The sequence below is a fragment of the Sphingomonas sanguinis NBRC 13937 genome (genome assembly GCF_001591005.1).
In the GTDB taxonomy this organism is placed as follows: domain Bacteria; phylum Pseudomonadota; class Alphaproteobacteria; order Sphingomonadales; family Sphingomonadaceae; genus Sphingomonas; species Sphingomonas sanguinis.
In genome coordinates this window covers 23,874-47,150 of the sequence record NZ_BCTY01000016.1, presented here as the reverse complement: position 1 = coordinate 47,150, position 23,277 = coordinate 23,874, and the positions used below count along the sequence as shown (strand labels likewise).

General features: G+C 67.7%; 25 protein-coding genes. 13 read left to right on the top strand and 12 right to left on the bottom strand.

Features of this window, described 5'->3' with window-relative positions:
* Window positions 1-30: 30 nt before the first annotated feature.
* Together SSA01S_RS09035 and sppA are read right to left on the bottom strand one after the other, a co-directional pair.
* A complete protein-coding gene (locus tag SSA01S_RS09035; protein WP_061780127.1) occupies window positions 31-636 on the bottom strand; it encodes a GNAT family N-acetyltransferase in 606 nt (201 codons plus the stop codon).
* Window positions 637-753: 117 nt separating this feature from the next.
* Complete coding sequence (gene sppA / locus SSA01S_RS09030; protein WP_082795008.1) at window positions 754-2,715, bottom strand: signal peptide peptidase SppA; 1,962 nt, start codon at window positions 2,713-2,715, stop codon at window positions 754-756.
* 225 nt (window positions 2,716-2,940) lie between these two features.
* Here sppA and groES point away from each other — a divergent pair, with 225 nt between their 5' ends.
* Window positions 2,941-3,228 (top strand): co-chaperone GroES, encoded by a 288-nt coding sequence (groES, locus tag SSA01S_RS09025; RefSeq protein ID WP_042484184.1) that lies wholly within the window; start codon window positions 2,941-2,943, stop codon window positions 3,226-3,228.
* Window positions 3,229-3,281: 53 nt separating this feature from the next.
* Window positions 3,282-4,922 (top strand): chaperonin GroEL, encoded by a 1,641-nt coding sequence (gene groL, locus SSA01S_RS09020; RefSeq protein WP_058717392.1) that lies wholly within the window; start codon window positions 3,282-3,284, stop codon window positions 4,920-4,922.
* A 393-nt stretch (window positions 4,923-5,315) separates the two neighbouring features.
* On the opposite strand, the gene SSA01S_RS09015 is transcribed toward groL, so the two are convergent.
* From SSA01S_RS09015 to SSA01S_RS09005, 3 genes are read right to left on the bottom strand one after another with little or no spacing between them, the layout of a single operon-like run.
* The gene (locus SSA01S_RS09015) at window positions 5,316-6,065 is read right to left on the bottom strand and encodes a DsbA family protein (RefSeq protein WP_061780149.1); all 750 of its coding nucleotides are present in this window, start codon (window positions 6,063-6,065) and stop codon (window positions 5,316-5,318) included.
* 29 nt (window positions 6,066-6,094) lie between these two features.
* Complete coding sequence (locus tag SSA01S_RS09010) at window positions 6,095-6,790, bottom strand: thioredoxin domain-containing protein (protein ID WP_061780126.1); 696 nt, start codon at window positions 6,788-6,790, stop codon at window positions 6,095-6,097.
* The gene (locus SSA01S_RS09005; protein WP_156477721.1) at window positions 6,790-7,305 is read right to left on the bottom strand and encodes a DUF721 domain-containing protein; all 516 of its coding nucleotides are present in this window, start codon (window positions 7,303-7,305) and stop codon (window positions 6,790-6,792) included. Before SSA01S_RS09005 ends, SSA01S_RS09010 begins: the two co-directional genes overlap by 1 nt.
* A 26-nt stretch (window positions 7,306-7,331) precedes the next feature.
* On the opposite strand from SSA01S_RS09005, the gene SSA01S_RS09000 reads away from it, so the two are divergent.
* From SSA01S_RS09000 to nudC, 3 genes are read left to right on the top strand one after another with little or no spacing between them, the layout of a single operon-like run.
* The gene (locus SSA01S_RS09000) at window positions 7,332-8,390 is read left to right on the top strand and encodes an A/G-specific adenine glycosylase (protein ID WP_170171345.1); all 1,059 of its coding nucleotides are present in this window, start codon (window positions 7,332-7,334) and stop codon (window positions 8,388-8,390) included.
* Window positions 8,390-9,706, top strand: a complete 1,317-nt coding sequence (locus tag SSA01S_RS08995) for a serine hydrolase domain-containing protein (protein WP_061780147.1) — start codon at window positions 8,390-8,392, stop codon at window positions 9,704-9,706. The genes SSA01S_RS09000 and SSA01S_RS08995 overlap by 1 nt, the downstream gene beginning before the upstream one ends.
* Complete coding sequence (gene nudC / locus SSA01S_RS08990) at window positions 9,703-10,560, top strand: NAD(+) diphosphatase (protein ID WP_061780124.1); 858 nt, start codon at window positions 9,703-9,705, stop codon at window positions 10,558-10,560. Before SSA01S_RS08995 ends, nudC begins: the two co-directional genes overlap by 4 nt.
* A gap of 124 nt (window positions 10,561-10,684) precedes the next feature.
* Here the strand turns inward: nudC and SSA01S_RS08985 are convergent, their stop codons facing one another.
* Window positions 10,685-11,575, bottom strand: coding sequence for a prephenate dehydratase (locus SSA01S_RS08985; protein WP_061780123.1), 891 nt, complete (start codon window positions 11,573-11,575; stop codon window positions 10,685-10,687).
* Between the two features lie 117 nt (window positions 11,576-11,692).
* On the opposite strand from SSA01S_RS08985, the gene SSA01S_RS08980 reads away from it, so the two are divergent.
* Genes SSA01S_RS08980 through SSA01S_RS08965 form a run of 4 tightly spaced genes read left to right on the top strand, consistent with a single transcriptional unit; the run spans window position 11,693 to window position 15,435 of the window.
* Window positions 11,693-12,403 (top strand): c-type cytochrome, encoded by a 711-nt coding sequence (locus tag SSA01S_RS08980; protein WP_058717605.1) that lies wholly within the window; start codon window positions 11,693-11,695, stop codon window positions 12,401-12,403.
* Window positions 12,400-13,446, top strand: a complete 1,047-nt coding sequence (locus SSA01S_RS08975) for an NAD(P)H-dependent flavin oxidoreductase (protein WP_061780122.1) — start codon at window positions 12,400-12,402, stop codon at window positions 13,444-13,446. Before SSA01S_RS08980 ends, SSA01S_RS08975 begins: the two co-directional genes overlap by 4 nt.
* Window positions 13,447-13,488: 42 nt before the next feature.
* Window positions 13,489-14,559, top strand: coding sequence for a sialidase family protein (locus SSA01S_RS08970; protein ID WP_061780146.1), 1,071 nt, complete (start codon window positions 13,489-13,491; stop codon window positions 14,557-14,559).
* A 57-nt stretch (window positions 14,560-14,616) separates the two neighbouring features.
* A complete protein-coding gene (locus SSA01S_RS08965) occupies window positions 14,617-15,435 on the top strand; it encodes a shikimate 5-dehydrogenase (RefSeq protein ID WP_061780121.1) in 819 nt (272 codons plus the stop codon).
* A gap of 22 nt (window positions 15,436-15,457) precedes the next feature.
* Here SSA01S_RS08965 and SSA01S_RS08960 read toward each other — a convergent pair whose 3' ends face one another.
* Window positions 15,458-15,859, bottom strand: coding sequence for an EVE domain-containing protein (locus SSA01S_RS08960; protein WP_061780120.1), 402 nt, complete (start codon window positions 15,857-15,859; stop codon window positions 15,458-15,460).
* A gap of 149 nt (window positions 15,860-16,008) precedes the next feature.
* Between SSA01S_RS08960 and SSA01S_RS08955 the strand changes: the two genes are divergently transcribed.
* Both SSA01S_RS08955 and SSA01S_RS08950 read left to right on the top strand, forming a co-directional pair.
* Entirely contained in the window at window positions 16,009-16,392 is a 384-nt protein-coding gene (locus SSA01S_RS08955) for a hypothetical protein (protein ID WP_419836515.1), read from the top strand.
* 91 nt (window positions 16,393-16,483) lie between these two features.
* Window positions 16,484-16,762: a DUF3297 family protein gene (locus SSA01S_RS08950; RefSeq protein WP_061780118.1), complete on the top strand. Its 279-nt coding sequence runs from the start codon at window positions 16,484-16,486 to the stop codon at window positions 16,760-16,762.
* Window positions 16,763-16,947: 185 nt separating this feature from the next.
* On the opposite strand, the gene SSA01S_RS08945 is transcribed toward SSA01S_RS08950, so the two are convergent.
* The 4 genes from SSA01S_RS08945 to lipB all read right to left on the bottom strand — a co-directional run bounded on the left by SSA01S_RS08945 (window position 16,948) and on the right by lipB (window position 20,970).
* Complete coding sequence (locus tag SSA01S_RS08945) at window positions 16,948-18,810, bottom strand: ABC-F family ATP-binding cassette domain-containing protein (protein WP_061780117.1); 1,863 nt, start codon at window positions 18,808-18,810, stop codon at window positions 16,948-16,950.
* 187 nt (window positions 18,811-18,997) lie between these two features.
* Entirely contained in the window at window positions 18,998-19,708 is a 711-nt protein-coding gene (locus tag SSA01S_RS08940; RefSeq protein WP_058717598.1) for a hypothetical protein, read from the bottom strand.
* 236 nt (window positions 19,709-19,944) lie between these two features.
* Window positions 19,945-20,208, bottom strand: a complete 264-nt coding sequence (locus SSA01S_RS08935) for a hypothetical protein (protein ID WP_058717597.1) — start codon at window positions 20,206-20,208, stop codon at window positions 19,945-19,947.
* A 90-nt stretch (window positions 20,209-20,298) separates the two neighbouring features.
* Window positions 20,299-20,970 (bottom strand): lipoyl(octanoyl) transferase LipB, encoded by a 672-nt coding sequence (gene lipB, locus SSA01S_RS08930; RefSeq protein WP_153003054.1) that lies wholly within the window; start codon window positions 20,968-20,970, stop codon window positions 20,299-20,301.
* Between the two features lie 117 nt (window positions 20,971-21,087).
* Here lipB and SSA01S_RS08925 point away from each other — a divergent pair, with 117 nt between their 5' ends.
* Entirely contained in the window at window positions 21,088-21,942 is an 855-nt protein-coding gene (locus tag SSA01S_RS08925; RefSeq protein WP_156477720.1) for a DUF7847 domain-containing protein, read from the top strand.
* A complete protein-coding gene (locus tag SSA01S_RS08920) occupies window positions 21,942-22,694 on the top strand; it encodes a hypothetical protein (protein WP_061780115.1) in 753 nt (250 codons plus the stop codon). Before SSA01S_RS08925 ends, SSA01S_RS08920 begins: the two co-directional genes overlap by 1 nt.
* Here the strand turns inward: SSA01S_RS08920 and SSA01S_RS08915 are convergent.
* Window positions 22,691-23,275, bottom strand: coding sequence for a GNAT family N-acetyltransferase (locus SSA01S_RS08915; protein WP_061780114.1), 585 nt, complete (start codon window positions 23,273-23,275; stop codon window positions 22,691-22,693). The genes SSA01S_RS08920 and SSA01S_RS08915 overlap by 4 nt on opposite strands.
* Between the last annotated feature and the right edge of the window lie 2 nt (window positions 23,276-23,277).

Below are 23,277 nucleotides of genomic sequence, written 5' to 3'. Positions count from 1 at the left end.
GCCAATAAATCGCTTGCCCTTGTTTCGGCCTTACCGATGCTTCCCCGACACCGGATCGCGGACCACGCCGATATCGGCGAAGCGTTTCGGTTCGGCGGGGTGGGGGGCGGGTTCGGCGAGTTCGCGTTGCCAATAGCCGACATCGATCCAGCGGCCGTGCTTGTGGCCGACCTCGCGGAAGACCCCGGCGCGGCGGAAGCCGACCGCTTCGTGCAGCTTGATCGAACCGTTATTGGGCAGCGCGATCACGCCCATCGCCTGGGTGAAGCCTTGCGCGGTCAGCGTGTCGACCAGCGCCTCGTAGAGCAGCCGTCCGATGCCCGAACGCTGCGACACGTCGGCGACATAGATGGTCGTCTCCACCACCCAGCGATAGGCCTCGCGCTCGCGGAACCGGGCGGCATAGGCATAGCCGATGAGGGCCTCCTCCTGCCCCTCGTCCTCGGCGCCGTCCTGGCTGCGCAAGGTGGCGACGATCCAGGGATAAAGGCCATCCGCGCCCTCCATCCGGGCGCGCATCGTCTCGGCATCGGGCGCCTGGGTCTCGAACGACACGACACCGGCCAGCACATGCGGGGCATAGATGGCGGCGATGGCGGCGGCGTCATCGGGGCGGGCGGCACGGATGGCGATCATGATCGGCGGGGTCTCCAGAGGCGATAGACCTGCCTAGCGCGCAGGGCGGCGGTTCGGGAAGCCCCGTTTCCCCCGGGCCTTCGACTTCGCTCGGGACGAAGCGCGGCCGCCCGCGCCTTACAAGCCCAGCTTCGCGATCAGCAGGTCGAGCAGGCGCGCATCGCCAGGCTTCGCCATCGGGCCCAGGCCGCCGCATTCCAGGCAACGCGCCTGGACCGAGCCGCCCTTGACCAGCCGCGTCACGTCGCCCAGCGCGCGGGCGACGACGGCGCGACGCTCGGCGGCGGCGATGGCGAAGACGTCGCCGCCCTGCTGGCCGTCATCGTCGCTCTCGAACCCCTCGGCCAGGAAGGCCGCGAAGCCCGGCTTCTTCTCCAGATACTCGGCATGCACCTTGGTCGGGTCCAGCTTGGCGCGGCGAGCCGCCTCCGCAATGGCGTCGGACAAATTGCCGAAGCGGTCGACCAAGCCGATCTGGCGCGCGGTGCCGCCGTCCCAGACGCGGCCTTGCGCGATGGTGTCGACCTTTTCGGGCGTCATGTGGCGCGACTCGGCGACGCGGGTCAGGAACTGGCGATAGCCATTCTCGATCCCCGCCTGCAGGATGGTGTCGAGCATCGGCGTGGTGCCGCCCAGCACGTCGGGCTGGCCGGTCAGCGGCGTGGTCTTCACCCCGTCGGTCGTCACGCCGATCTTCGCCAGCGTGTTCTCGAAGGTCGGGATGATGCCGAAGATGCCGATCGAGCCGGTGATCGTGCCGGGTTCGGCGAAGATCATATCGGCGGGCGTCGAGACCCAATAACCGCCCGAGGCGGCAAGACCGCCCATCGAGACGATGACGGGCAGCTTCTGGCGCTTGGCCTCCAGGATCGCCTGGCGAATCTGTTCCGACGCTAGCACCGAGCCACCCGGCGAGGAGACACGGACGACCAGCGCCTTCAGATTCTTCTTCGCCAGCCCGTCGAGCAGCGCCTTGGAAATCGTCTCGCCCGCCGCGGTGCCGGGGCCCGCCTCGCCATCGACGATCTCGCCCGCGATGGTCAGCACGCCGATCGCATCGCCCTTGGTCGGCAGCGGATTGGCCTTGACCCAGGAGGCGTAGGAAATGGTGCGGAACGTACCCGCCGGCTTGTTCGCCTCCGCGCCCGCAATCTCGGCGACGCGCTTGCCGAAGGCCAGGCGGTCGCCCAGCTTGTCGACCAGCCCGGCCTTCAGGTTTGCCTCGGCGATGTTGCCGTTCGCGGCCAGGATCACGCGGTCCGGCTGGGTCAGGAAGGTGTCGATCTGCGCCTTGGGCCGCGCCTTGGCCACCGCCTCGCGCCACTGGGCGAACAGCGTGCCGTACAGCGCCTGCGACGCGGCGCGGGCATCGGGGCTCTGGTCGGCGCGGATATAGGGCTCGACGAACGACTTGAATTTGCCGACGCGGTAGACATGGGTCGTCACCCCCAGCTTGTCGATCAGTCCCTTATAGTAAAGCTGGTTGCCACCCGGCCCGGTGAAGATCGTGCCGCCCAGCGGGTTGACCCAGATTTCGCTGGCATTGGCGGCCAGGCGATAGGCGCCGTCGGTATAGGCGGTGGCATAGGCCAGCACCGGCTTGCCGCCCTTGCGGAAGCGCGCCAGCGCGTCGCCCACTTCCTGGAGCGCCGCCGGATAGGCGCCGCCGAACGAATCGAGGTCGAGGACCAGCGTCTTGACCCGGCCGTCATCCTTGGCCGCATCGATCGCGCGGACCACGTCGCGCAGGCGATATTGGTGCGGTGTCTTGCCGCCGGACAGCATGGCGAGGGGGGAAATCGTCTCCGGCTGCTCGACGATCGGGCCGTCGAACTTGAGGAGGAGCGCGCCGTCGGTGATCGCCTTGGTTCCCGGCCGGGCGTTGAGCGCGGCGAAGATCAACCCGAAGAACAGCAGCATCGCCGCCAGGACCAGCAGGTCCTTGATCCCGACCAGCAGCTTCCAGGCGCCGCGCACCAGCCGCCAGCCGCTGCGCTTGCCGGGCTTGCGCCCCGGCCGGCTGAAATCCTGGTCGAGCGGGGAGGCGGGCGGAAGGGCGTCGGCGCGGGCGTCGGTCATGTGCTATCGCTACTCCAGGCGCGCTGGCTGGGCAATGGCCCGTATTAGGGTGCCAATACGCACCCGGCTTTTCGCGAATTTGTTCCCGCGTATCGGGCGGCCGGTCGAAATTTTTTGGGAAGGGGCGTTGACGGCCTGAATGGCCGTTCACATATCCGGGGCGTTGGCACTCGCATGGCTCGAGTGCCAGAAAAGTGTAACACGCCAGATTAAAGGGACATGGCAATGAACTTTCGTCCGTTGCACGACCGCGTTCTCGTCCGTCGCGTCGAGGCCGAGGAAAAGACGGCTGGCGGGATCATCATCCCGGATACCGCCAAGGAAAAGCCCCAGGAGGGCGAAGTCGTCGCCGCCGGTTCGGGCGCGAAGGCCGAAGACGGCAAGGTCACGCCGCTCGACGTGAAGGCGGGCGACCGCATTCTGTTCGGCAAGTGGTCGGGCACCGAGGTCAAGGTGAACGGTGAAGACCTGCTCATCATGAAGGAATCGGACATCCTCGGCATCATCGGCTGAGACTGATCCTTCTCCCGTTTTTCTGACAATTCCAGATCGAAAGGGTAGCCACCATGGCAGCCAAGGAAGTCAAGTTTTCGCGCGACGCGCGTGAGCGCATCATGAAGGGCGTCGACATCCTCGCCGATGCCGTTAAGGTCACGCTGGGCCCCAAGGGCCGCAACGTCGTGATCGACAAGTCGTTCGGTGCCCCGCGCATCACCAAGGACGGCGTTTCGGTCGCCAAGGAAATCGAACTCAAGGACAAGTTCGAGAACATGGGCGCCCAGATGGTGCGCGAAGTGGCGTCGAAGACCAACGACATCGCCGGTGACGGCACCACCACCGCGACCGTCCTGGCCCAGGCGATCGTCCGCGAGGGCATGAAGTCGGTCGCGGCCGGCATGAACCCGATGGACCTGAAGCGCGGCATCGACATCGCCGTCGCCAAGGTGACCGAGGACATCAAGTCGCGTTCGAAGCCCGTGTCGGGTTCGTCGGAAGTGGCGCAGGTCGGCATCATCTCGGCCAATGGCGACCGTGAAGTCGGCGAGAAGATCGCCGAAGCCATGGAGAAGGTCGGCAAGGAAGGCGTGATCACCGTCGAGGAAGCGAAGGGTCTCGATTTCGAGCTCGACGTCGTCGAAGGCATGCAGTTCGACCGCGGCTATCTGTCGCCCTACTTCATCACCAACCCGGAAAAGATGACGGTCGAACTGAACGACCCGTACATCCTGATCCACGAGAAGAAGCTGTCGAACCTGCAGGCGATGCTCCCGATCCTGGAAGCCGTCGTCCAGTCGGGCCGTCCGCTCCTGATCATCGCCGAGGACATCGAGGGTGAGGCTCTGGCCACGCTCGTCGTCAACAAGCTGCGCGGTGGCCTGAAGGTCGCAGCGGTCAAGGCACCGGGCTTCGGCGATCGTCGCAAGGCGATGCTGGAAGACATCGCCATCCTGACCGCGGGCGAGCTGATCTCGGAAGACCTGGGCATCAAGCTCGAGACCGTCACCGTCGGCATGCTGGGCACCGCCAAGCGCGTCACGATCGACAAGGACAACACCACCATCGTCGATGGTGCGGGTGAAGCCGACGCGATCAAGGGCCGCACCGAGGCGATCCGTGCGCAGATCGAGAACACCACCAGCGATTACGACCGCGAGAAGCTCCAGGAGCGTCTGGCCAAGCTCGCTGGCGGCGTGGCCGTCATCAAGGTCGGCGGTGCGACCGAGGTCGAGGTCAAGGAGCGCAAGGACCGCGTCGACGACGCGCTGCACGCGACCCGCGCGGCCGTCGAAGAGGGCATCGTCCCCGGTGGTGGTACGGCGCTGCTGTACGCGACCAAGGCGCTGGACGGCGTCAAGGGCGTCAACGACGACCAGACCCGTGGCATCGACATCGTTCGCAAGTCGCTGACCGCGCTGGTTCGCCAGATCGCTCAGAACGCCGGTCATGACGGTGCGGTCGTGTCGGGCAAGCTGCTCGACCAGGACGACACCTCGTTCGGCTTCAACGCGTCGACCGATACCTATGAGAACCTGGTCGCCGCTGGCGTCATCGACCCGACCAAGGTCGTTCGCACCGCGCTCCAGAATGCGGCGTCGGTCGCGGGCCTGCTGATCACCACGGAAGCCACCGTGGCCGAGCTGCCCGAAGACAAGCCCGCCATGCCCGCCGGTGGCGGCATGGGTGGCATGGGCGGCATGGACTTCTAAGTCGGATTTCGGGTCCCGGCGGGGCGTTGCGTCTCGCCGGGACTCGGACCGGCTGGAGTTCCAGCTTACCATGAAGAGGGCCTGGGGAGCGATCCCCGGGCCCTTTTTGCGTTTACGGGATTCAGCCTGAGCGAAGGGAGATGGGGCGAGAAAGCCCTCAGAAAAATCCGTTCCCCGGCGAAGGCCGGGGCCCAGTTACTACCCGGCCGATAGTGCGCCGGACAAAGCGTGGGAGGCCATAGCGAGGTAGTGGCATAGGCCTCCCACGCTATGTCCCAACCTCTTCGGAGCGCATGGTGACTGGGCCCCGGCCTTCGCCGGGGACCGGGGGCATAGAAAAAGGCGGCCGGACCTTCGCCCGACCGCCTTTCGCGTAACCAGTAAGGCCGCGCCTTACGCGCCCGCGTTCTTCAGTGCCGCCTGGACGTCCGGCCAGGTGATCGCGCCCTTGAGCGGCTTGCCGTTCAGGATGAAGGTCGGCGTGCCGGTCACCGTGCCGTCCGCGCCGCGATCCTGGGTCTGCTTGGTCAGGCGGTCGATCTCCAGCATGTTGCCCAGGCACTCACGCGCTTTGGCTTCGGGCAGGCCGCGCTGCTTGACGAAGTTGATCAGGTCCATCTGCTCGGCCAGCGCCTTGATGACGTCGACCGGCTTGGCGTTCTGCAACGCCTTTTGCTGGTCGGGGCTCATCGCCTGCAGCTTGTCGTTAAAGCCGGTCTGCGCCTGGTACATCTGCTCCAGGATCGGGAAGAAGGTCTGTTCGCCGACACAGATGCCGAGCAGCGCGGGCGGCAGGTCGGGCGCGCCGTGGATCAGGAACTCACGGAATTCCCAGCTGACCTTGCCCGACTTGACGTAATTGTTCGTCAGCGGCTCGAACCCTTCGCGTGCGAACGCGCCGCAGGCCGGGCACAGGCGCGAGCCATATTCGACCAGCTTGATGGGGGCGTTGGGGTTGCCCATCACATAGCCCTCGGCGGTCTTGCTGACGACCTGGGTCCAGTCCTTGCCCGCAGGAGCGGCGATCGCGGGCAACGGCGAGGCGGCGGGTGCCGTCCCGTTGGCGTCGCCATTGCCGCCGCAAGCGGCGAAGGCCAGCGGTGCGCATACCGACAGGGCGAGGAGGAGGACACGAGACTTCATCGACATATGCTCCGAGGAAAAAACGGGAATTAGCGGGCGCCCGCCGCGCGCAACAGCGGCAACAGGCGGTCCCAGGAGAAGACGCCCATCGCCTGCTTGCCGTTGATGAAGAAGCCGGGCGTGCCCTCGATGGATTGCGGGGCCGAGCTGGTCATCGCGACGATGCGGTCGGTGGCGGCGCGGTCGGACAGGCAGGCGGCGAGCTGCGCATCGCTGAGCCCCGCGCTCTTGCCGATCGCGGTCAGCCCGGAACCGTCGGCAATCGCCCGCATCTGTGCGGCGGGCGGGTACATGCCGATGCGCTGGCCATTGGCCTGCTCATATTCCATGGCGCGCGCCGCCCAGCTCTTCTGCTGGGCGAACAGCGTCTCGGTCAGGCCAACGAACTTGCCCGCTCCGCCGCACCGGGCGACGAGCGAGGCGGCCAGGTCGATCCGGTTGAGCAGATAATGGCGTATCTCGATGCTGGTCGACCCCGACCGGACGAACTGCCCCTTCAGCACCGGCGTCGAACTGGTGACGAAAGCGGCGCAGTGCGGGCAGGTATAGCTGACATATTCGACCAGCTTCACCCGCGCATTCGGGTTGCCGATGACATAGGCCCCGGCGGGGGTCTGGGTGATATGCGTCGTCCAGTCGACCTTGGCCTGCGCCTGGGCGGCGTCGACCGAAGCGGCGGCGGAGAGCGAGAGGCCGAGCGCGGCCAGCGACAGGAAAAGACGCATCACGACACCTTGGGAATGCCGCGCGTCGCAGCGACGCCAGCGGCCAGCGATTCGAGCACGGCGCGAAGCTCCGGGTCGGCGATCTGGCGCAGGCCGTCGCCCATTTCCGGCGGCACCGGCTGCGGCTTGGGCGGCGCGGCGCGCTTGGGCGCGGCCATGGGCAGTTCACCCTGCCGGATCTGCAGCCGCGCGACCGCCGGATAGCCGAAGAAGCGGTTTACCCGCTCGATGATCTCGGGTGCGATATGCTGCATCATCGGCGCGTGCGCGCCGCGCACGACCAGGGTCAGCACGCCATTCTGCTTCTCGCCCTGCGGAAAGCGAATCGATTCGGGCGCGCTGGCGGTCGACAGGCGCGGGCCGACGATATCGGGCCAGCGGCTGACGATGGCGCTCTGCACGAAGCCGAAGCGGCGAAAGGCCGCGCCGCCGATGGCGGGCAGCAGTTCGGAGACCGCGCGGGGGCGGTTGGAACGGGGGGGCGGCTCCTGGGGGGCGCGGACGCGCTTGCTCATATCCGTCCCCATGCCATAGCGGGCGGGTGGACGCCAAGCATTCATCATCGCCCGATACGCCCGCCGCCCGGCTGCTCGCCTGGTATGACCGGCACGCCCGCGAGCTTCCCTGGCGAGCCAAGCCGGGGGAAACGCCCGATCCCTACCGCGTCTGGCTGTCCGAGGTGATGCTACAACAGACGACGGTGGCGGCGGTCACCCCGCGCTTCACCGCCTGGACCGCACGCTGGCCCGATGTGGCGAGCCTGGCGGCCGCGGCGGACGAGGACATCATGGCCGCTTGGGCGGGGCTGGGCTATTATGCCCGCGCCCGCAATCTGGTGAAGGCTGCCCGCGCGGTCGTCACTGAGCATGGCGGGCGTTTTCCGGAAACCGAGGCGAGCCTGCGTGACCTGCCGGGGCTGGGGGCCTATACGGCGGCGGCGGTAGCGGCCATCGCGTTCGGCGAGCGGGCGGTGGTCGTCGACGCCAATGTCGAGCGGGTGGTCGCCCGGCTGTTCGCGATCCAAACGCCGCTGCCCGCCGCGCGGCCCGCTATCCGCGAGGCGACCGACCGGATCACCCCCGACATGCGCGCGGGCGATTTCGCGCAGGCGATGATGGACCTGGGCTCCTCCATCTGCACAGTGAAGAAGCCGCAATGCCTGCTCTGCCCGATCGCAGTGGACTGCCGCGCGCGGGCCGAGGCTATCGCCGAGACGCTGCCCGCCAAGGCACCCAAGAAGGCGCGCCCCTATCGTCATGGAACCGTGTTCTGGATCGAGCATGAAGGCCGGGTCTGGCTGGTCCGCCGCCCGGACAAGGGAATGCTGGGCGGCATGCGCGCACTGCCGACCGGGCCCTGGGCCGATGACCGGCCGGGGCTGGCCGAGGCGCCGGGGAAGGGGCCTTGGGTCATGCTGAACGAGACGGTCGTGCATGGCTTCACCCATTTCGAACTGGAACTGGCGCTCGCCAGGAGCGAAGGCGAACCGGCAGATCCGGCGGCGGGCGAATGGTGGCCGATCGCCGAATTGGGAACCGCCGGGCTTCCCACGCTGTTCGCGCGGGCAGCCGAGCGTTTGAAAAGGAACGAGGATTCATGATGCGTCGCGTGATGATGACGGGCGGGGCGGTGTTGGCCCTGCTGAGCACACCCGCCTTTGCGCAGGTGGCGCAGACCAGGGCCGAGGCACAGCGGAACGCGGCGCTGCCCGCGACGCAGGCGCTGTTCGACGGCTATGTGAAGGCGGGCAAGATGCCCGGCATCGTCGCCGCGATCGGGCTGCAGGGCCAGCCGCCCCAGTTCGTCGCGGCCGGACGGATCGGGATCGAGCCGAACGCCTCCGCCGCCACGCCCGACAGCCTGTGGCGCGTCTATTCGATGACCAAGCCGATCACTGCCATGGCCGCGATGATCCTGATCGAGGAGGGCAAGCTGATGCTCGACCAGCCGCTGTCCGACATCTACCCGGCCTATAAGCAGATGCGGGTACTGACCAACCCGCAGGCCTCGCTCGACAGCCGCCCGGCGACCAAGCCGATCACGATCCGCGAGCTGATGACCCACACGGCGGGGCTGGGCTACAGCTTCACCGCCAAGGGCCCGCTGCTCAAGGAGTATGAGCGGCTGGGCCTGATGCCCTATGCGGCCAATGCGCAGGTCGAGGCCAAGGTCCGCCCGACTCGCCCCGCAAACCTCCAGCAATTCGCCGAACGCGCCGCGACCGCGCCGCTGATCGCCGAGCCGGGGACCCGGTGGAGCTATTCGATGGGCCTCGACGTGCTGGCGGCGGTGGTCGAGAAGGTGTCGGGCATGCCGTTCGAGCGGTTCGTCCAGACCCGGCTGTTCGCGCCGCTGAAGATGAAGTCCAGCTATTGGCAGGTGCCCGATGCGGCGGCGAACCGGCTGGCGAGCAACTATACCTTCCTGGGCGATACGATGGTCCCAGTCGATCCGGCGGCCAGCTCGGTTTTCCGCCAGCCGCCCAGCTTTCCCTATGGCGGCGCGGGGCTGGTCATGTCGGCGCGCGATTATGATCGCTTCCTCCAGATGCTCCAGAATGAGGGGCAGGTCGACGGCGTGCGCGTGATGAAGCCGGAGACGGTGCGCCTCGCCATGTCCAACCTGCTGCCCGCCGGTGTCACCTATGGCTCGGTGACGGGCGCGAGCGGGGGCGGTTCGGGCGAGGTGCCGACGGGCTTCGGCGCAGGTGGATCGGTGACGTTGGCCGACACGCCGGGCGGACCGGGCAAGGGCACCTATGGCTGGGGCGGCGCGGCCGGGACCATCGCCTATGTCGACCCGACCCGGCATGTGCGCGGAGTCGTGATGGTCAATTACTTCCCCGCCGACCGCTATCCGCTGCGCCGCGATCTGGCGGCGGCGCTCTACAAGGATTTGGGGCGGGTGGCGAAGTGACAACACTGGGTTTCACCGGCGGACGGCTGGATCGAGCCGATCCGCTGCGCCACGATCCGGCGGGGTTCGCGGCGGCGCTGGCCGATCCGGCGGCGCGGTTGCTGGTGCTGAACGATTATCAGCCGGTCATGGCGAATGGACGGCTGGGCTGGACCGGCATCGATGCGGGGGCGCGGGTCGAGGATCATGTGCTGCTCGGCATCGAGCATGGCGTGCCCCATTTCGCGCGGTTGACCGGCGAACCGGCGGTCGGGCGCTCGTTCGAGATGATCGCCGCACTCCATGCGCTGGAGGCGGGGGAGGCGGCGACCTATGCGGCGGCGCGTTCGGTGCTCGACTGGCATGCGCGGCACGGCTTTTGTGCGAAATGCGGCGCGGCGACCGAACCGTTCCGCGCGGGCTGGGGGCGGCATTGCCCCTCCTGCGGCACCGAGCATTTCCCGCGTGTCGATCCGGTCGTCATCATGATCGCCGAGCATGGCGGCCGGGCGCTGCTCGGTCGCCAGCCTACTTTCCCGCCGGGGCGTTATTCCGCGCTGGCGGGGTTCCTGGAACCGGGAGAGTCGATCGAGGAGGCCGTCGCGCGCGAGCTGTTCGAGGAAGCGGGGGTGCGGGTGGCCAATGTCCGCTACATCGCCAGCCAGCCCTGGCCGTTCCCGTCGTCGCTGATGATCGCCTGCGTGGCCGAGGCGCTGGATGACCGGCTGACCATCGACACGACCGAGCTGGAGGACGCGATCTGGGTGTCGCGGGATGAGGTTCGCGCGGCGCTGGCGGGCGATGGTTCGCGGTTCGGCGTGCCGCCCGCCTTTGCGATCGCGCATACGTTGCTGGAGGCGTGGGCTGACTCGTAATTCCTCCCCTGTAAGGGGAGGGGGACCAGCGAAGCTGGTGGAGGGGTGTCCCGCTATCGAGAGGGCGACACCCCTCCGTCGCGCTATGCGCGCCACCTCCCCTTCCAGGGGAGGAAATTTCAGTTTACCCCCGCTCCCGCGCCTGCGGGTAGGTCCCCAGCATCCGCACCCATTTGCTGTGGAAGCCCAGTTCCTCGATGGCCCGGTCGAAGGCCGGTTCACCCGGCCGCCCAACCACGTCGCAATAGAACTCCGTCGCGGCGAAGCTGCCGCCGCGCTGATAGCTTTCCAGCTTGGTCATGTTGACGCCGTTCGTGGCGAACCCGCCCATCGCCTTGTACAAGGCGGCGGGGATGTTCTTCACCTCGAAGATCAGGCTGGTCATCCACGGCCCCTCGCCGACGGGCGGCTGGTTGCCGCGCGCTAGCACGACGAAGCGGGTCATGTTGCTGTCGGCGTCCGAAATATCCTCGGCCAGCAGCTTCAGGCCGTAGAGTTCGGCGGCGCGCGGCGGGGCCAGCGCGGCGATACGGGGATCGGCCATCTCCGCCACCCGTGCCGCCGCCCCCGCCGTGTCGGCATAGGCGATGGGACGGATGCCATGGGCGCGAAGCCAGTGGCGGCACTGGCCCAGCGCCTGCGGATGGCTCATCGCCTCGGCCAGTTCGTCTCGGGTGCCCGTCGCCATCAGGGCGTGGCGGATCGACAGGAAATGCTCAGCCACGATCGCCAGCCCGGATTCGGGCAGCAAGAAATGGATGTCGGCGACCCGGCCGTGCAGCGAATTCTCGATGGGGATGATCGCCTGGTCGACCTTGCCGGTCTTCACCGCGTCCAGCGCATCGGCGAAATCGAAACAGGGCAGCGGCAGGCCGTCGGGAAATACCTCCATTGCCGCGACATGGCTGTTGGCGCCGGGCGCGCCCTGGAACGCGACCGCGCGCGCGGGCTCGGCGAGAGCGGCGGCGGTCATCGCCTCGACGATCGGGCGGGCGGGGGCGGCGTAATTCTCCATGGGCGTGCGGCCTAAAGCGCAGGGGCGGCGCGATCAAGGGAAGCAGAACTTGCCGTTCGCGAAAGCCGCACCTAAGGTCGCCGTTCAGGAGAGATATTGGCGGGGCAGCGAAGAGCGATGGACCTAAAGACCAATACGATCGCGGGATGGGTGCTGGGCGCGGCAGGCGCAGCATTGGGCCTTTCGATCGTCGGAGGCATGATCTTCCACGAGGAACGCCCCGAAAAGATGGGCTATGCCATCGAAGGCGTGGAGGCCGAGGGTGCGGGCGGCGGAGCCGCCGAGGTGCCGATCGCCTCGCTCCTGCCCACCGCCGACGCGGCCAAGGGTGCCGAAGTCTTCAAGAAATGCGCGGCATGCCACACCATCAACCAGGGCGGCGCGAACGGCATCGGTCCCAACCTCTATGCCACGCTGGGCGAGGGTATCGCGCAAGGCAAAGCGGGCTTCGCCTTCTCCGACGCGCTGAAGGCCGTCGGCGGCAAATGGGACTGGGACAAGATGAACGCGTGGCTGACGTCCCCACGCAAGTTCGCGCCCGGCACGAAGATGACCTTTGCCGGTCTTTCCAACCCGCAGGACCGCGCGAACGTGATCCTGTACCTCAACCAGCAGGGATCGAACCTGCCGCTGCCCGCCGCCCCGGCGGCCAAGGCGGAACCCGCGGCGGGCGAGGCTCCCGCCAATGCGGCTGACGCGGCGGTCAACAAGGTCGAGGCGGACCCGCGCGCCGACACCGGATCGATCGCCAATACCGGCACACCTGCCAAAGGCGCGCCCTCGGTCGATCCGCAGGCCGCTATCGAAGGGGCCAAGGCCCCGCGCTGACGGTGCCGGACGCCCTGATCGCAGCGGTTCCGATCCTGCAAGCGCCGATGGCGGGTGTATCGACACCCGCCATGGCGGCGGCGGTCAATGCGGCAGGCGGACTGGGCGGCATCGCGCTGGGGGCGAACACGCCTGCCTTGGCCGGAGACATGCTGGCCGAGTTGCGGGCGCGGACCGACCGGCCGTTCAACGTCAATCTCTTTGTCCATGCCCCGCCGCGTATCGACCGCGCGCGCGAGGCCGCATGGTGTGAGGCCTTAAGTCCTACCTTCGCCACTTTCGGGGCCGAACCGCCTGAGGCTTTGCGGCCCGTTTATCCGAGCTTTCGCGAAGACGATGCGATGCTGGCCCTGCTGGTCGAGGCGCGACCGGCCTGGGTCAGCTTTCACTTCGGCCTGCCCGCCCCCGCCCAGGTGACGGCGCTGAAACAGGCGGGATGCCGTCTGCTCGCCAGCGTTACCTCGCTGGCCGAAGCGCAGGCCGCCGAGCGGGCGGGCATGGATGCCGTGATCGCGCAGGGTTATGAGGCGGGTGGCCATCGCGGTGTCTTCGATCCCGATGCCCCCGACGACTGGCTGGGCACGCTGGCGCTGACCCGGCTGCTGGTAACGCAAACGACCCTGCCGGTGATCGCGGCGGGCGGGATCATGGACGGGGCGGGTGTCTCCGCCGCGCTGGCGCTGGGCGCGGTCGCGGCGCAGCTCGGCACCGCCTTCATCGCCTGTCCCGAAAGCGCGGCGGATGCGGCGTACCGTGCGACGCTGATGGGCGAGGGCGCGGCGCATACGGTGATGACCCGCGCCATTTCGGGGCGTCCGGCACGGTGCCTGCCCAATCGCTTCACGACGCTGGCCGAGGCGCTCGCCGCGCCGATCCCGGATTATCCGGTCGCCTATGACGCCGGAAAGGCGCTGAACGCGGCGGCGCGGGGGCGGGGCGAATATGGCTATGGCGCGCAATGGGCGGGGCAGGGGGCGCCGCTCGCCCGGGCGATGCCCGCCGCCGCGCTGGTCGCCACGATCGCTGGCGAGATCCGGCGATAGCGTCTATCGGCGCGGCTCTCCATGGGCGGCGAAGGACGGAATATGCGGATCGCAATAGCAGCCTTGCTGGTGCCGATGGCGGTGGTCGGCTCGGCCCTCCCCGCGGCGGAGCCACGCTCGCCGATCCTGCTGTCCGAGTTCGTCGATGCCGCCGCGCCCTATCCGCAGGCCCATGCCTCGACCCTGGTCCAGCTGCCCGACGGTATGCTGGCCGCCGCCTGGTTCGCGGGTTCGGGCGAGAGCCGCCCCGATGTCCGTATCTGGTTCGCGCGCCGCGAGGCCAAGGGCTGGACCGCGCCGGTGCCCGTCGCCGACGGTATCGTGCCCGGTGGCCAGCGTTATCCCACCTGGAACCCGGTGCTGTTCCAGCCGCCGGGTCAGCCGCTCCACCTGTTCTACAAGGTCGGGCCCAACCCGCGCGAATGGTGGGGCATGGTCATCCGCTCCGGCGATGGCGGACGGACATGGAGCAAGCCCGAGCGCCTGCCGGGCGGCGTGTTGGGCCCGATCAAGAACAAGCCGGTCATCGCCCCCGATGGCGCCTGGCTGTCGCCGTCGAGCCGCGAGGAAGGCACGGCTGAGGCCAATATCTGGTCGCTGCGTATCGAGCGGAGCACGGACCAGGGGCGCAGCTGGACCGTCACCCCACCCATCGCCTCGCCCATGCATATCGAGGCGATCCAGCCCAGCATCCTGTTCCACAAGGACGGCAAGCTGGAACTGATCGCCCGCACGCGGCAGGGTGCGCTGGCGCAGAGCTGGTCGCGTGACGGCGGCGTCAGCTGGTCGCCGATCGCCGCGATCGATCTGCCCAATCCCAATGCGGGCACCGACGCAGTGACGCTGGCCGACGGGCGTCAGCTGATCGTCTACAATCACAGCGCGCATGCGCCGGGCACCCCGGGCGACGGGCCGCGCTGGCCGCTCAACATCGGGCTGTCCGACGATGGCGTGCGCTGGCGCAACGTCCTGACGCTGGAGAGCAAGCCCATGCCCGATGGTTATGCCTATCCGGCGGTGATCCAGACCCGCGACGGGCTGGTGCATGTGAGCTATACCTGGAACCGGCAGCATATCCGGCATGTGGTGATCGATCCGAAATTGTTGCGGTGATCGGCAGAGCGCGGGCCAAGGGATGCGCGCCCACCCGCATTCCGCTAGACAGGCCCGATGACCACCAAGCCCCCCATCGGCCGCGACACGCGGCTGTGCATGTCGCTGTCGGCGCGGCCCGGTAATTTCGGATCGCGCTTCCACAACCGGCTCTATGAACTGACCGGGCTCGATTATGTCTACAAGTCGTTCAGCACCACCGATCTGGCGGCGGCGGTGGGCGGCATCCGGGCGCTGAACATTCGCGGCTGCGCCATCTCGATGCCGTTCAAGGAAGCGGTGATCCCGATGCTCGACGGGCTTGCTGGATCGGCGGCGGCGATCGACAGCGTGAACACCATCGTCAACGATGACGGGCGACTGACCGGCTACAACACCGATTACGCCGCCGTGGTCGAACTGATCGCCGATATCGACCGCGCGACGCCCTTCGTGCTGCGCGGCTCCGGCGGCATGGCCAAGGCGGTGGCGGCGGCCCTGCGCGATTCGGGTTTTACCGACGGCACCATTGTCGCGCGCAACGAAGCGGTCGGGCGAGAGCTGGCCGATCTTTACGGCTTCGGCTGGGCGAGCGAGCTGGACGAGGGCGCCGCGCTGCTGATCAACGTCACGCCGATCGGCATGACCGGCGGCAATGACGACCAGCTGGCTTTCCCTGAGGCGATGATCGCCGAGGCCGAAATCGCCTTCGACGTGGTGCAATATCCGCCCGAGACCAAGTTCCTGACGGTCGCGCGCGGGATGGGCAAGCGGGTCATCACCGGCACCGAGGTCGCGACGATCCAGGCGCTGGAGCAGTTCGTGCTCTACACCGGCGTGCGCCCGACGCCGGAGCAGGTGCGCGAGGCGGCCGACTACGCCCGGAGCCTGGGCTGACCCTCCCCGGAACGGGGAGGTTTTAAAGGCCCGCCAATTCCATCAGCACGCCCCACTCGGCCTCACCCACCGGCGATACCGACAGCCGCGACTGACGGAGCATCGGCAGTCCGGCCAGTCGCGCATCCGCCTTCATCGCCGCCAGCGTCACCGGCCGGGACAGCGGTCTGTCGGGGGCGACTTGAACCGAGACCCAGCGGCCATTCTCGCCATCGGGCCGGGCCGCGCGCGTGATCGTTGCGATGCCGACCGCCGCCTTGTCCTTGCCGCTGTGATAGAAGATCGCACGGTCACCGACCTGCATCGCGCGCAGATGTTTCGCGGCGGCGGCATTGCGCACGCCGTCCCATTCGGTCGATCCTTCGCGGACCAGATCGTCCCAGCCATAGCTGTCCGGCTCCGATTTCAGCAGCCAACACGCCATCACCTCCTCCCCCTCCTGAACGCTGACTAAACACCATATTCCGCGTCCATTCAGCCCGATAGTGGCAGAGCAGGCAACACGGACGCCGCGTGCGCGTTTTGCCGTCAGCGGACCGGGCGTATCAGTATCGGAGGTTCGGTATGAATGGGATGTGGAAGAAATTGGGACTGGGCCTCGCCCTGGGTGCCACCGCGTTGACGGCGGCGGCTCCGGCCGAGGCGCAGCGTTGGGGCCGTGGCTGGGGTGGTGGCTATGGCGGTTATTATCACCGCGATCGCGGCGATGCGGCCGCAGGCGCGCTGATCGGCGGCATACTTGGCCTGGGCATCGGTGCGGCCATCGCGAGCAGCAACCAGCCGCGCTATGTCGATCGCCGCTATTACTATGATCGGGGTTACGACCCCTATTATGCACCGCCGCCCCCGCCGCCGGTGTACCAATATGAGTATCGCAGCTATGCGCCGCGCTGCTGGACCGACTGGCGCTGGGACCCTTATTGGGGCCGCAATGTTCAGGTGCGGGTCTGTAACTAAGGCCTTTGGCGGCGTCGGGAGCAATCCCGGCGCCGCTTTTTCTCGGGCGGCCTTCTTGGCAGCGACCCCGAGTCGGCGTTAAGGCCGAAGCATGACCGATACCGTTCCCGATCGCCTGTCCACTAACCCGGACAGCCCCTATTTCGACCAGGACCTCCTTTCGCGTGGGGTCGGCATCCGCTTCAAGGGTGCCGAGCGCCGCGACGTCGAGGAATATTGCATTTCCGAAGGCTGGATTCGCGTTGCGCTGGGCAAGAAGGTCGACCGCCATGGCCGCCCGCTGACCCTGAAGCTGACCGGCGAGGTCGAGGCGTGGATCGAGAATCCGGCCGATGGCGAAGACGCCGTCGAGGGTTCGGAAGAAGCGTAAGCCTAAGTATCGCGCGTACCCCGGCGAAGGCCGGGGTCCAGTTGCGGTGTGCGGGCGATGGCCTCCCACGCGGTGGGTGGCGCGCCACCTGCGTTATAGAAACTGGACCCCGGCCTTCGCCGGGGAACAAGTGGGTTTTGGGGGATAAGCTCGCCCCGCTCCGACTTCTCCGCAAAGACGGCGGCTTACGCCGCCTCCATCGCCTCGCCCGCTTCCATCCAGCGCACTTCCGCCTCGGCCAGCTTGTCGACCACCTCGGCGCGGCGCTTGTTCAGCTCCCCCATCGACAGCTTTGCATGGCGCGGCTCGGCGGCGGCGGGATCGTTCATCGCCTTGTCCAGCGCGTCGCGTTCGCGGGTCAGCTTGGCCATTTCGTCCTCGATGCCGCGCAGCGTCTTCTTCATCGCGTTGAAGCGTTCGCGCTGTTCGGCCGAGGCCTTTTTGTTCGCCGCGCGGTCCGCCTTGGACGCGGCGTCGCCCTGGCCCGCATCGCCCTTCAGGACGAAGGCGATATAATCGTCCAGCGACCCGTCGAATTCCTTCGCGGTGCCGTTGTCGACCAGGACCAGTCGGTCCGCCGTCATCTCCAGCATGTGGCGATCATGGCTAACCAGCACGACCGTGCCCTTGTACATGTTGAGCGCCTGGACCAGCGCCTCGCGCGCGTCGACGTCCAAGTGGTTGGTCGGCTCGTCGAGGATCAGCATGTGCGGCGCATCGCGGGTGATCAGCGCCAGCGCCAGACGCGCACGTTCGCCGCCCGACAGCTTGCCGACCTTGGTCGTCGCCTTGTCGCCCGAAAAGCCGAACCGACCCAGTTGCGCGCGCACCGCCGCCGGGCTCGCGCCGCGCATGATGCGGGTCATATGCTCCAGCGCGGTGTCGTCGGTGTCGAGCTCCTCGACCTGATACTGGGTGAAGTACCCGACGCGCATCTTGCCCGAGGCGTTCATCTCGCCTTCCATCGGTGCCAGCTGCGCGGCGAGCAGGCGGGCGAGCGTCGTCTTGCCGTTGCCGTTGCGGCCCAGCAGCGCAATCCGATCGTCCGGATCGATACGCAGGTTCAGCCGCTTCAGGATCGGCGTTTCCGCATAACCGACGCTCGCCAGGTCCAGCGTGATCAGCGGCGGGCGCAGCTGGTCGGGATCGGGGAAGTCGAAGGACAGCGACGGGTCGTTCGCCATCTCGGCGATCGGCTGCATTTTGGACAGCATCTTGGCGCGGCTCTGCGCCTGCTTGGCGGTCGAGGCACGGGCCGAGTTGCGGGCGATATAGTCCTGCAGCTTGGCGCGCTGCGCGTCCTGATTCGCCTTGGCGGCGGCGAGCTGCGCCATCCGCTCGGCGCGCTGGCGCTCGAACGAATCGTAACCGCCCGGATAGAGCGTCACCTTGCCGCCCTGCAGGTGCAGGATGTGGTCGACGACATTGTTCAGGAAGTCGCGCTCATGGCTGACCAGCAGGATCGTCGCGCGATAGGATTTGAGGAAATCCTCCAGCCACATCACCGCTTCGAGGTCGAGGTGGTTCGACGGTTCGTCGAGCAGCAGCACGTCGGGGGCGGAGAACAGCAGCGCGGCGAGCGCGACGCGCATCTTCCACCCGCCCGAATAGCTGGACAGCGGGCGTCCCTGCATCGCCTCGTCGAAGCCCAGGCCCTGCAGGATGCTGGAGGCGCGGGCAGGGGCTGTATAAGCGTCGATCGCGATCAGGCGCTCATAGATATCGCCCAGCTTTTCGGGATCGCTCTCGGTCTCGCTGCGCTCCATCAGCTCCGCGCGCTCGATATCGGCGGCGAGCACCGTCTCGAACGGGGTGGCGCTGCCGTCCGGCGCTTCCTGCGCGATATAGCCGAGCTTGGCGCCCTTGGGCATTTCGCACGCGCCGTCATCGGCCTCCAGCTGGCCCGCGATCACGCGGACAAGCGTCGACTTGCCTGCACCGTTGCGGCCGATCAGGCCGACCCGGCTGCCGGGGGGGAGCGCCGCGGATGCGCCGTCGAGGATCGTGCGGCCGCCCAGGCGCACGGTGATGCCATTCAGATTGAGCATGGCCGCGCGCCTAGCAAATATTGCGGCGAAAGGGGAGGGGGCGCTTTCATCCTCCCCGGCACGGGGAGGGGGATCGCCGCGAAGCGGTGGTGGAGGGGGTGTTCCACACAGGGCGCTCCCAGCGGAAGCCCCCCCCTCCGTCAGCACTTCCGCGCTGCCACCTCCCCATATCGGGGAGGATTTTGGATCAGCGCGCGGCGATGGCGGTCGCGCCGGCCGGCGGCCAGTTCTGCGCACCGCACTTCTTGGCGACCCATTCGGCCTTCTTGTTCCAGCACAGCGCATCCAGGCGCGGCATGGTGGCGACGATATGTTGCTCGCGGCCGATATAGCGGGGGAAGCGCTGCTCGCCATAGGGGGTCAGGCTGTTGCGCAACTCGCGCATCCGCTCGACCGCCAGCTCGCCCAGATGGCCGCGCGGCGTGAACACCGCCGCATGGGCGATCGAGCCCGCCGTCTGGCAGAAGTTCAGCTGCGCCGCGACCGCCGCAAAGCTGGAATAGGTGCGCGTGCCATATTGGTCGAGCGCCATCTGCCCTTCGCGCGGGGTCTTGTTCTTCCGCTTGAAATAGGCACCCAGCGTGTCGAACGCGCCCTTCAGCTCGGCATCATGGTCCTTCAGGATCGCGTTATAGTTGGCGACGGTCGCCAGCATCGGCTCAAACTGGCATTGCAGCGCGGCGACGTTCAGCGCGGCGCGCATGTTCCACAGCAAGCCTGCCCGCAACTCGGCCGGAGTCGCCCCGGGCAGCGGTTGGCCGATGCCGGGTTCGTCGCCCTGAACGGGCTTTCCCTGGAAGTTGTAGGGCTGCAGGAAGAATTGTGCCGATGCAGGCGCCGCGGCACCCATCCCCCAAAACGCCACGCCAGCGACCAGCGCGGTACGCACCACCTTCATTATGTTTCGATCCTTCCCCCGTAGGGCCTTCGAGCGTCCCGAAACATAACGCTTTTCGGCCGTTAACCCAAATGGAAATCGCGTGGGCGGGACGATTGCCGGGGATCGTCGGTCGTTACGGAAGGGTAGTGAAAGTGCCGTATTTCGACGGGGTTGCGGTGGGACTTCAGCGGGCATGAAAAAGGGCCGTCCGGTCGCCCGGACGGCCCCTTCCTATCGGGTTGCCCCGATGATGATTACATCGCGTTCGATGCGTTCATCGACATGGTGTCGTTGGCCATCATCATGTCGTTGCCCATGGTGTCGTTGGCCATCATGCCGCCGTTCATGGCGCCGTCGACGGCGGTCATGTTGTCGGTGGCGGTGTCCATGCCTTCCGAAGCGTTCATGGTCATGTTCGCATCGGCAGTGTTCTCGGTCTTCGAGCCGCAAGCCGAAACCGCGAGCGCCGCGCCGGCGATGATCGAGCCCGTCAGGACCTTGGAGATGATTGCACGCATTGGAAGCTCCCTTGATATAAAGGATTTGGAACGGCTTGCTGGCCCTATTACCCAAATCGGGGTGGACATTAATCGGATACCGTCTGGTCCTCAAGCCTCGTTTTGTCGCAGCGCGTCGAGAGCGTTGAGGAAAGCCGGAAATGTGAACGCAAGTGCCTCGTCAAAGGTTTCCAAGGACTTGACGCCGTTTAACGCAAAAAGACTGGTCACCGGGAATTCGGGCAGGCCGCACGGCACGATACCCCCGAAATGGGACAGGTCGGGCGCGATATTGATCGCAAAGCCGTGCAGCGTGATCCAGCGGCGCACGCGGACGCCGATCGCCCCGATCTTCGCCTCCGGCCCGCCGTCGCGGGTCCAGATGCCGACGCGCCCGTCGACGCTGAAGGCATGGACGCCCAGCCGGGCGAGCGCGGCAATCAGCCAGTCCTCCAGCCCGTGGACGAAGCGACGCACGTCGCGCCCGCGCTTGGTCAGGTCCAGCACCAGATAGCCGGTCCGCTGGCCGGGGCCGTGATAGGTATATTTGCCGCCGCGGCCGGTCTGGAACACCGGGAAACGCGGGTCGACCAGCTCGACCGGATCGGCGCTGGTCCCCGCCGTATAGACGGGCGGATGTTCGAGCAGCCAGACCAGCTCGCGCGCCTCGCCCGCCGCCACGGCGGCGGCGCGCGCCTCCATCTCGGCAAGCGACTGGTCATAGGGCGTCAGGCCGGGGCTGATCCGCCATTCGATATCGGGCATGTCGGGTATGTGAGTCACGATGTCCCGTCTCTGCGCCCCCGCCCCCGGGGTTGCAAGCATTGCGCACCGATGGCGTTGGCCCGAGCAATCGTCTAGGCAAAGCGGACCGGGCGGGGTGGCCCGGCCAAGGGAGGAATGATGACCGTCAGGATCGGAACCGTGTGGGACAGCACGCAGCAGGTGTTGTCGGGCAGGGCCGGGATGCTTGCGCCGATCGCCGCGATCGGCATCGTCCTTCCGGCGGTATTGCAGCTGTTGCTGGTGCCGCGCGGCGCCGCGCCCGGACAGATGGGGGTGACGGGTTTCGCTATCACCCTGCTGTCGCTGATCATGGGCGTCTGGGCCCAGTTGGCGATCATGGCGGTCGCGACCCATCCGGCGACGACCACGGCGGATGCGTCGCGCGCGGCGCTGGGCCGGTTGCTGCCGGTGATCGGCGTCGGTGCGGTCATCGGTATCGGCTTTGGCCTGATCATCCTGGTGCCGATCGTCGTGCTCGGCGCGTCGGGCTATGATTTCGCCGCCGTCATGGCGGCTCAAGGCGATCCGTCGAAGCTGCCGCCGATGCCGGGCGGCGCAGCGATGTTCGTCGCGCTCTACACGCTGGTCGTGGCGGTGCTATCGCTCTGGCTCGTCGCGCGGTTGATGCCGGTCTATGCGGTGGTGCTCAACGAGCGGCGTGGGCTCGGCGCGTTCCGCCGCTCGATCGCGCTGACCCGGGGAATGACCTGGCGGCTGATCGGCGTCTTCATCCTGTTCCTGATCGTGCTGGGTGTCGCCACGCTCGCCGCGCAGGGCGTGTCGGGCGCGGTCCTGCGCCTGGTGCTGGGCGCGGACCGCGCGCCGCTGGCGCTGCTGCTGGCCATGCTGATCGGCACGGTGGTCAGCACGGGTTTCCTGACGCTCGCCTATGTCTTCGTCGCGCGGCTCTATGTCGCGACGGCGGGGGACAAGGCCTATCCGGTCGAGGACGGCGCGCCCGCCCTGTGATGAAGCTGGATGTAATCGCGACCCTGCGGGACGCCTGGGGCCTGTTCCGCCGGGACGGCGGGCTGTTGGTCCGGCTGGCCGCGCCCTTTCTGTTCTGGCCCGCTTTGGCGCTCGGGCTGCTCGTACCCATGCCGCCCCAGCCCGAGGAAGGCGTGGGCGAGGGGGGCCTGCGCGCCATGGCCTGGATCGATTCGGTCGGTGAATGGGCGACCCATTATGGCGGCTGGTATTTTGCCGCCTATGCGATCGGCCTGATCGGCACGGCGGCGGTCCTGTCGCTGGAGCTGGGCGGCGGGCGGCAGAGCGTCGGCGAGGCGCTGGGCCGCGCACTGACCATGGCGCCGCGCTTCGTGCTGGCGATGGTGCTGGTTGCGGTGCCGGTGGGCGCGGGGACGCTGCTCTGGATACTTCCCGGCATCTACATTGCGGGGCGGCTGATGCTGGTCGGGCCGGTACTGTTTGCCGAGCGGCGGACGGCGGCGCTGGCGGCTATGGGGCGGTCGGTCATGCTGACGCGCGGCGCGGGGCTGTCGATGGCGGCGTTGGCCTCCTGCACCTATCTGGGCGGAATCGTCGCGGCCCAGCCTTTCGTGGCGTTGATCGATATGGTGCAGGGCGATGGCGGCATGGGGTCCGGCAATCCGGTCGCGATCGCGCTGCTGCAAGCGGGGGCCGCCGCGGTGGCGATGGCGGCGGGGCTGGGGCAGGCGCTGATCTCGATTGCGGCCTATCGCCGCCTGGTTCGCGCCTAAACCAGACGCGGGATTTGCGGCGCGGCCTCGGGCGGCAACAGGCCGAGGGTGCGCGGATCGGGAAAGGTCTCGATCGCACGCGAGACAGGCACGAACCCCTGCTTGCGATAGAAGTTGAGCGCGGACGGGTGGTCGAGTGTGCACGTGTGCACCCACACCCGCTCCACGCCGGGCATCCAGGCGCGCATCAAAGCCTGCGCCATCAGCCAGCGGCCATGCCCCTGCCCCGCCAATTCGGGGATCAGCCCGAAATAGCCGATCTCGCACTCACGCGGCCGCCGATGATCGAGTTCGAGCAGCCCGACCTCGATCCCCGCCCGGTCGACCACCGCGAAGACCGAGACCGCCGGGTCATGGATGATCGCGGTCAGCGTGGGATCATCCATCACCAGCCGCGAGAACCACAACCAGGGCGCGCCGACCCGCGCGAACAGTGTGCGGTATTTGGCCGGATCGGGCCACTTCCAGGCGACCAGACCCAGCGGCGAGGCGGGCAGGGGGCGCGGGCGCGGTCGATCGCGCATCTCCAGCGTGGTGACGATGGTCGCGATCTCGGCCGCGTCGACGGGGATCAGCGCCATCG

Excerpts from the sequence above, each read along its gene's own strand:
- SSA01S_RS09035 (WP_061780127.1), bottom strand. The coding sequence starts at position 636 with ATGATCGCCATCCGTGCCGCCCGCCCCGATGACGCCGCCGCCATCGCC.
- sppA (WP_082795008.1), bottom strand. The coding sequence starts at position 2,715 with ATGACCGACGCCCGCGCCGACGCCCTTCCGCCCGCCTCCCCGCTCGAC.
- groES (WP_042484184.1), top strand. The coding sequence starts at position 2,941 with ATGAACTTTCGTCCGTTGCACGACCGCGTTCTCGTCCGTCGCGTCGAG.
- groL (WP_058717392.1), top strand. The coding sequence starts at position 3,282 with ATGGCAGCCAAGGAAGTCAAGTTTTCGCGCGACGCGCGTGAGCGCATC.
- SSA01S_RS09015 (WP_061780149.1), bottom strand. The coding sequence starts at position 6,065 with ATGAAGTCTCGTGTCCTCCTCCTCGCCCTGTCGGTATGCGCACCGCTG.
- SSA01S_RS09010 (WP_061780126.1), bottom strand. The coding sequence starts at position 6,790 with ATGCGTCTTTTCCTGTCGCTGGCCGCGCTCGGCCTCTCGCTCTCCGCC.
- SSA01S_RS09005 (WP_156477721.1), bottom strand. The coding sequence starts at position 7,305 with ATGAGCAAGCGCGTCCGCGCCCCCCAGGAGCCGCCCCCCCGTTCCAAC.
- SSA01S_RS08995 (WP_061780147.1), top strand. The coding sequence starts at position 8,390 with ATGCGTCGCGTGATGATGACGGGCGGGGCGGTGTTGGCCCTGCTGAGC.
- SSA01S_RS08985 (WP_061780123.1), bottom strand. The coding sequence starts at position 11,575 with ATGGAGAATTACGCCGCCCCCGCCCGCCCGATCGTCGAGGCGATGACC.
- SSA01S_RS08980 (WP_058717605.1), top strand. The coding sequence starts at position 11,693 with ATGGACCTAAAGACCAATACGATCGCGGGATGGGTGCTGGGCGCGGCA.
- SSA01S_RS08970 (WP_061780146.1), top strand. The coding sequence starts at position 13,489 with ATGCGGATCGCAATAGCAGCCTTGCTGGTGCCGATGGCGGTGGTCGGC.
- SSA01S_RS08965 (WP_061780121.1), top strand. The coding sequence starts at position 14,617 with ATGACCACCAAGCCCCCCATCGGCCGCGACACGCGGCTGTGCATGTCG.
- SSA01S_RS08960 (WP_061780120.1), bottom strand. The coding sequence starts at position 15,859 with ATGGCGTGTTGGCTGCTGAAATCGGAGCCGGACAGCTATGGCTGGGAC.
- SSA01S_RS08955 (WP_419836515.1), top strand. The coding sequence starts at position 16,009 with ATGTGGAAGAAATTGGGACTGGGCCTCGCCCTGGGTGCCACCGCGTTG.
- SSA01S_RS08950 (WP_061780118.1), top strand. The coding sequence starts at position 16,484 with ATGACCGATACCGTTCCCGATCGCCTGTCCACTAACCCGGACAGCCCC.
- SSA01S_RS08945 (WP_061780117.1), bottom strand. The coding sequence starts at position 18,810 with ATGCTCAATCTGAATGGCATCACCGTGCGCCTGGGCGGCCGCACGATC.
- SSA01S_RS08940 (WP_058717598.1), bottom strand. The coding sequence starts at position 19,708 with ATGAAGGTGGTGCGTACCGCGCTGGTCGCTGGCGTGGCGTTTTGGGGG.
- SSA01S_RS08935 (WP_058717597.1), bottom strand. The coding sequence starts at position 20,208 with ATGCGTGCAATCATCTCCAAGGTCCTGACGGGCTCGATCATCGCCGGC.
- SSA01S_RS08925 (WP_156477720.1), top strand. The coding sequence starts at position 21,088 with ATGATGACCGTCAGGATCGGAACCGTGTGGGACAGCACGCAGCAGGTG.
- SSA01S_RS08920 (WP_061780115.1), top strand. The coding sequence starts at position 21,942 with ATGAAGCTGGATGTAATCGCGACCCTGCGGGACGCCTGGGGCCTGTTC.
- SSA01S_RS08915 (WP_061780114.1), bottom strand. The coding sequence starts at position 23,275 with ATGGCGCTGATCCCCGTCGACGCGGCCGAGATCGCGACCATCGTCACC.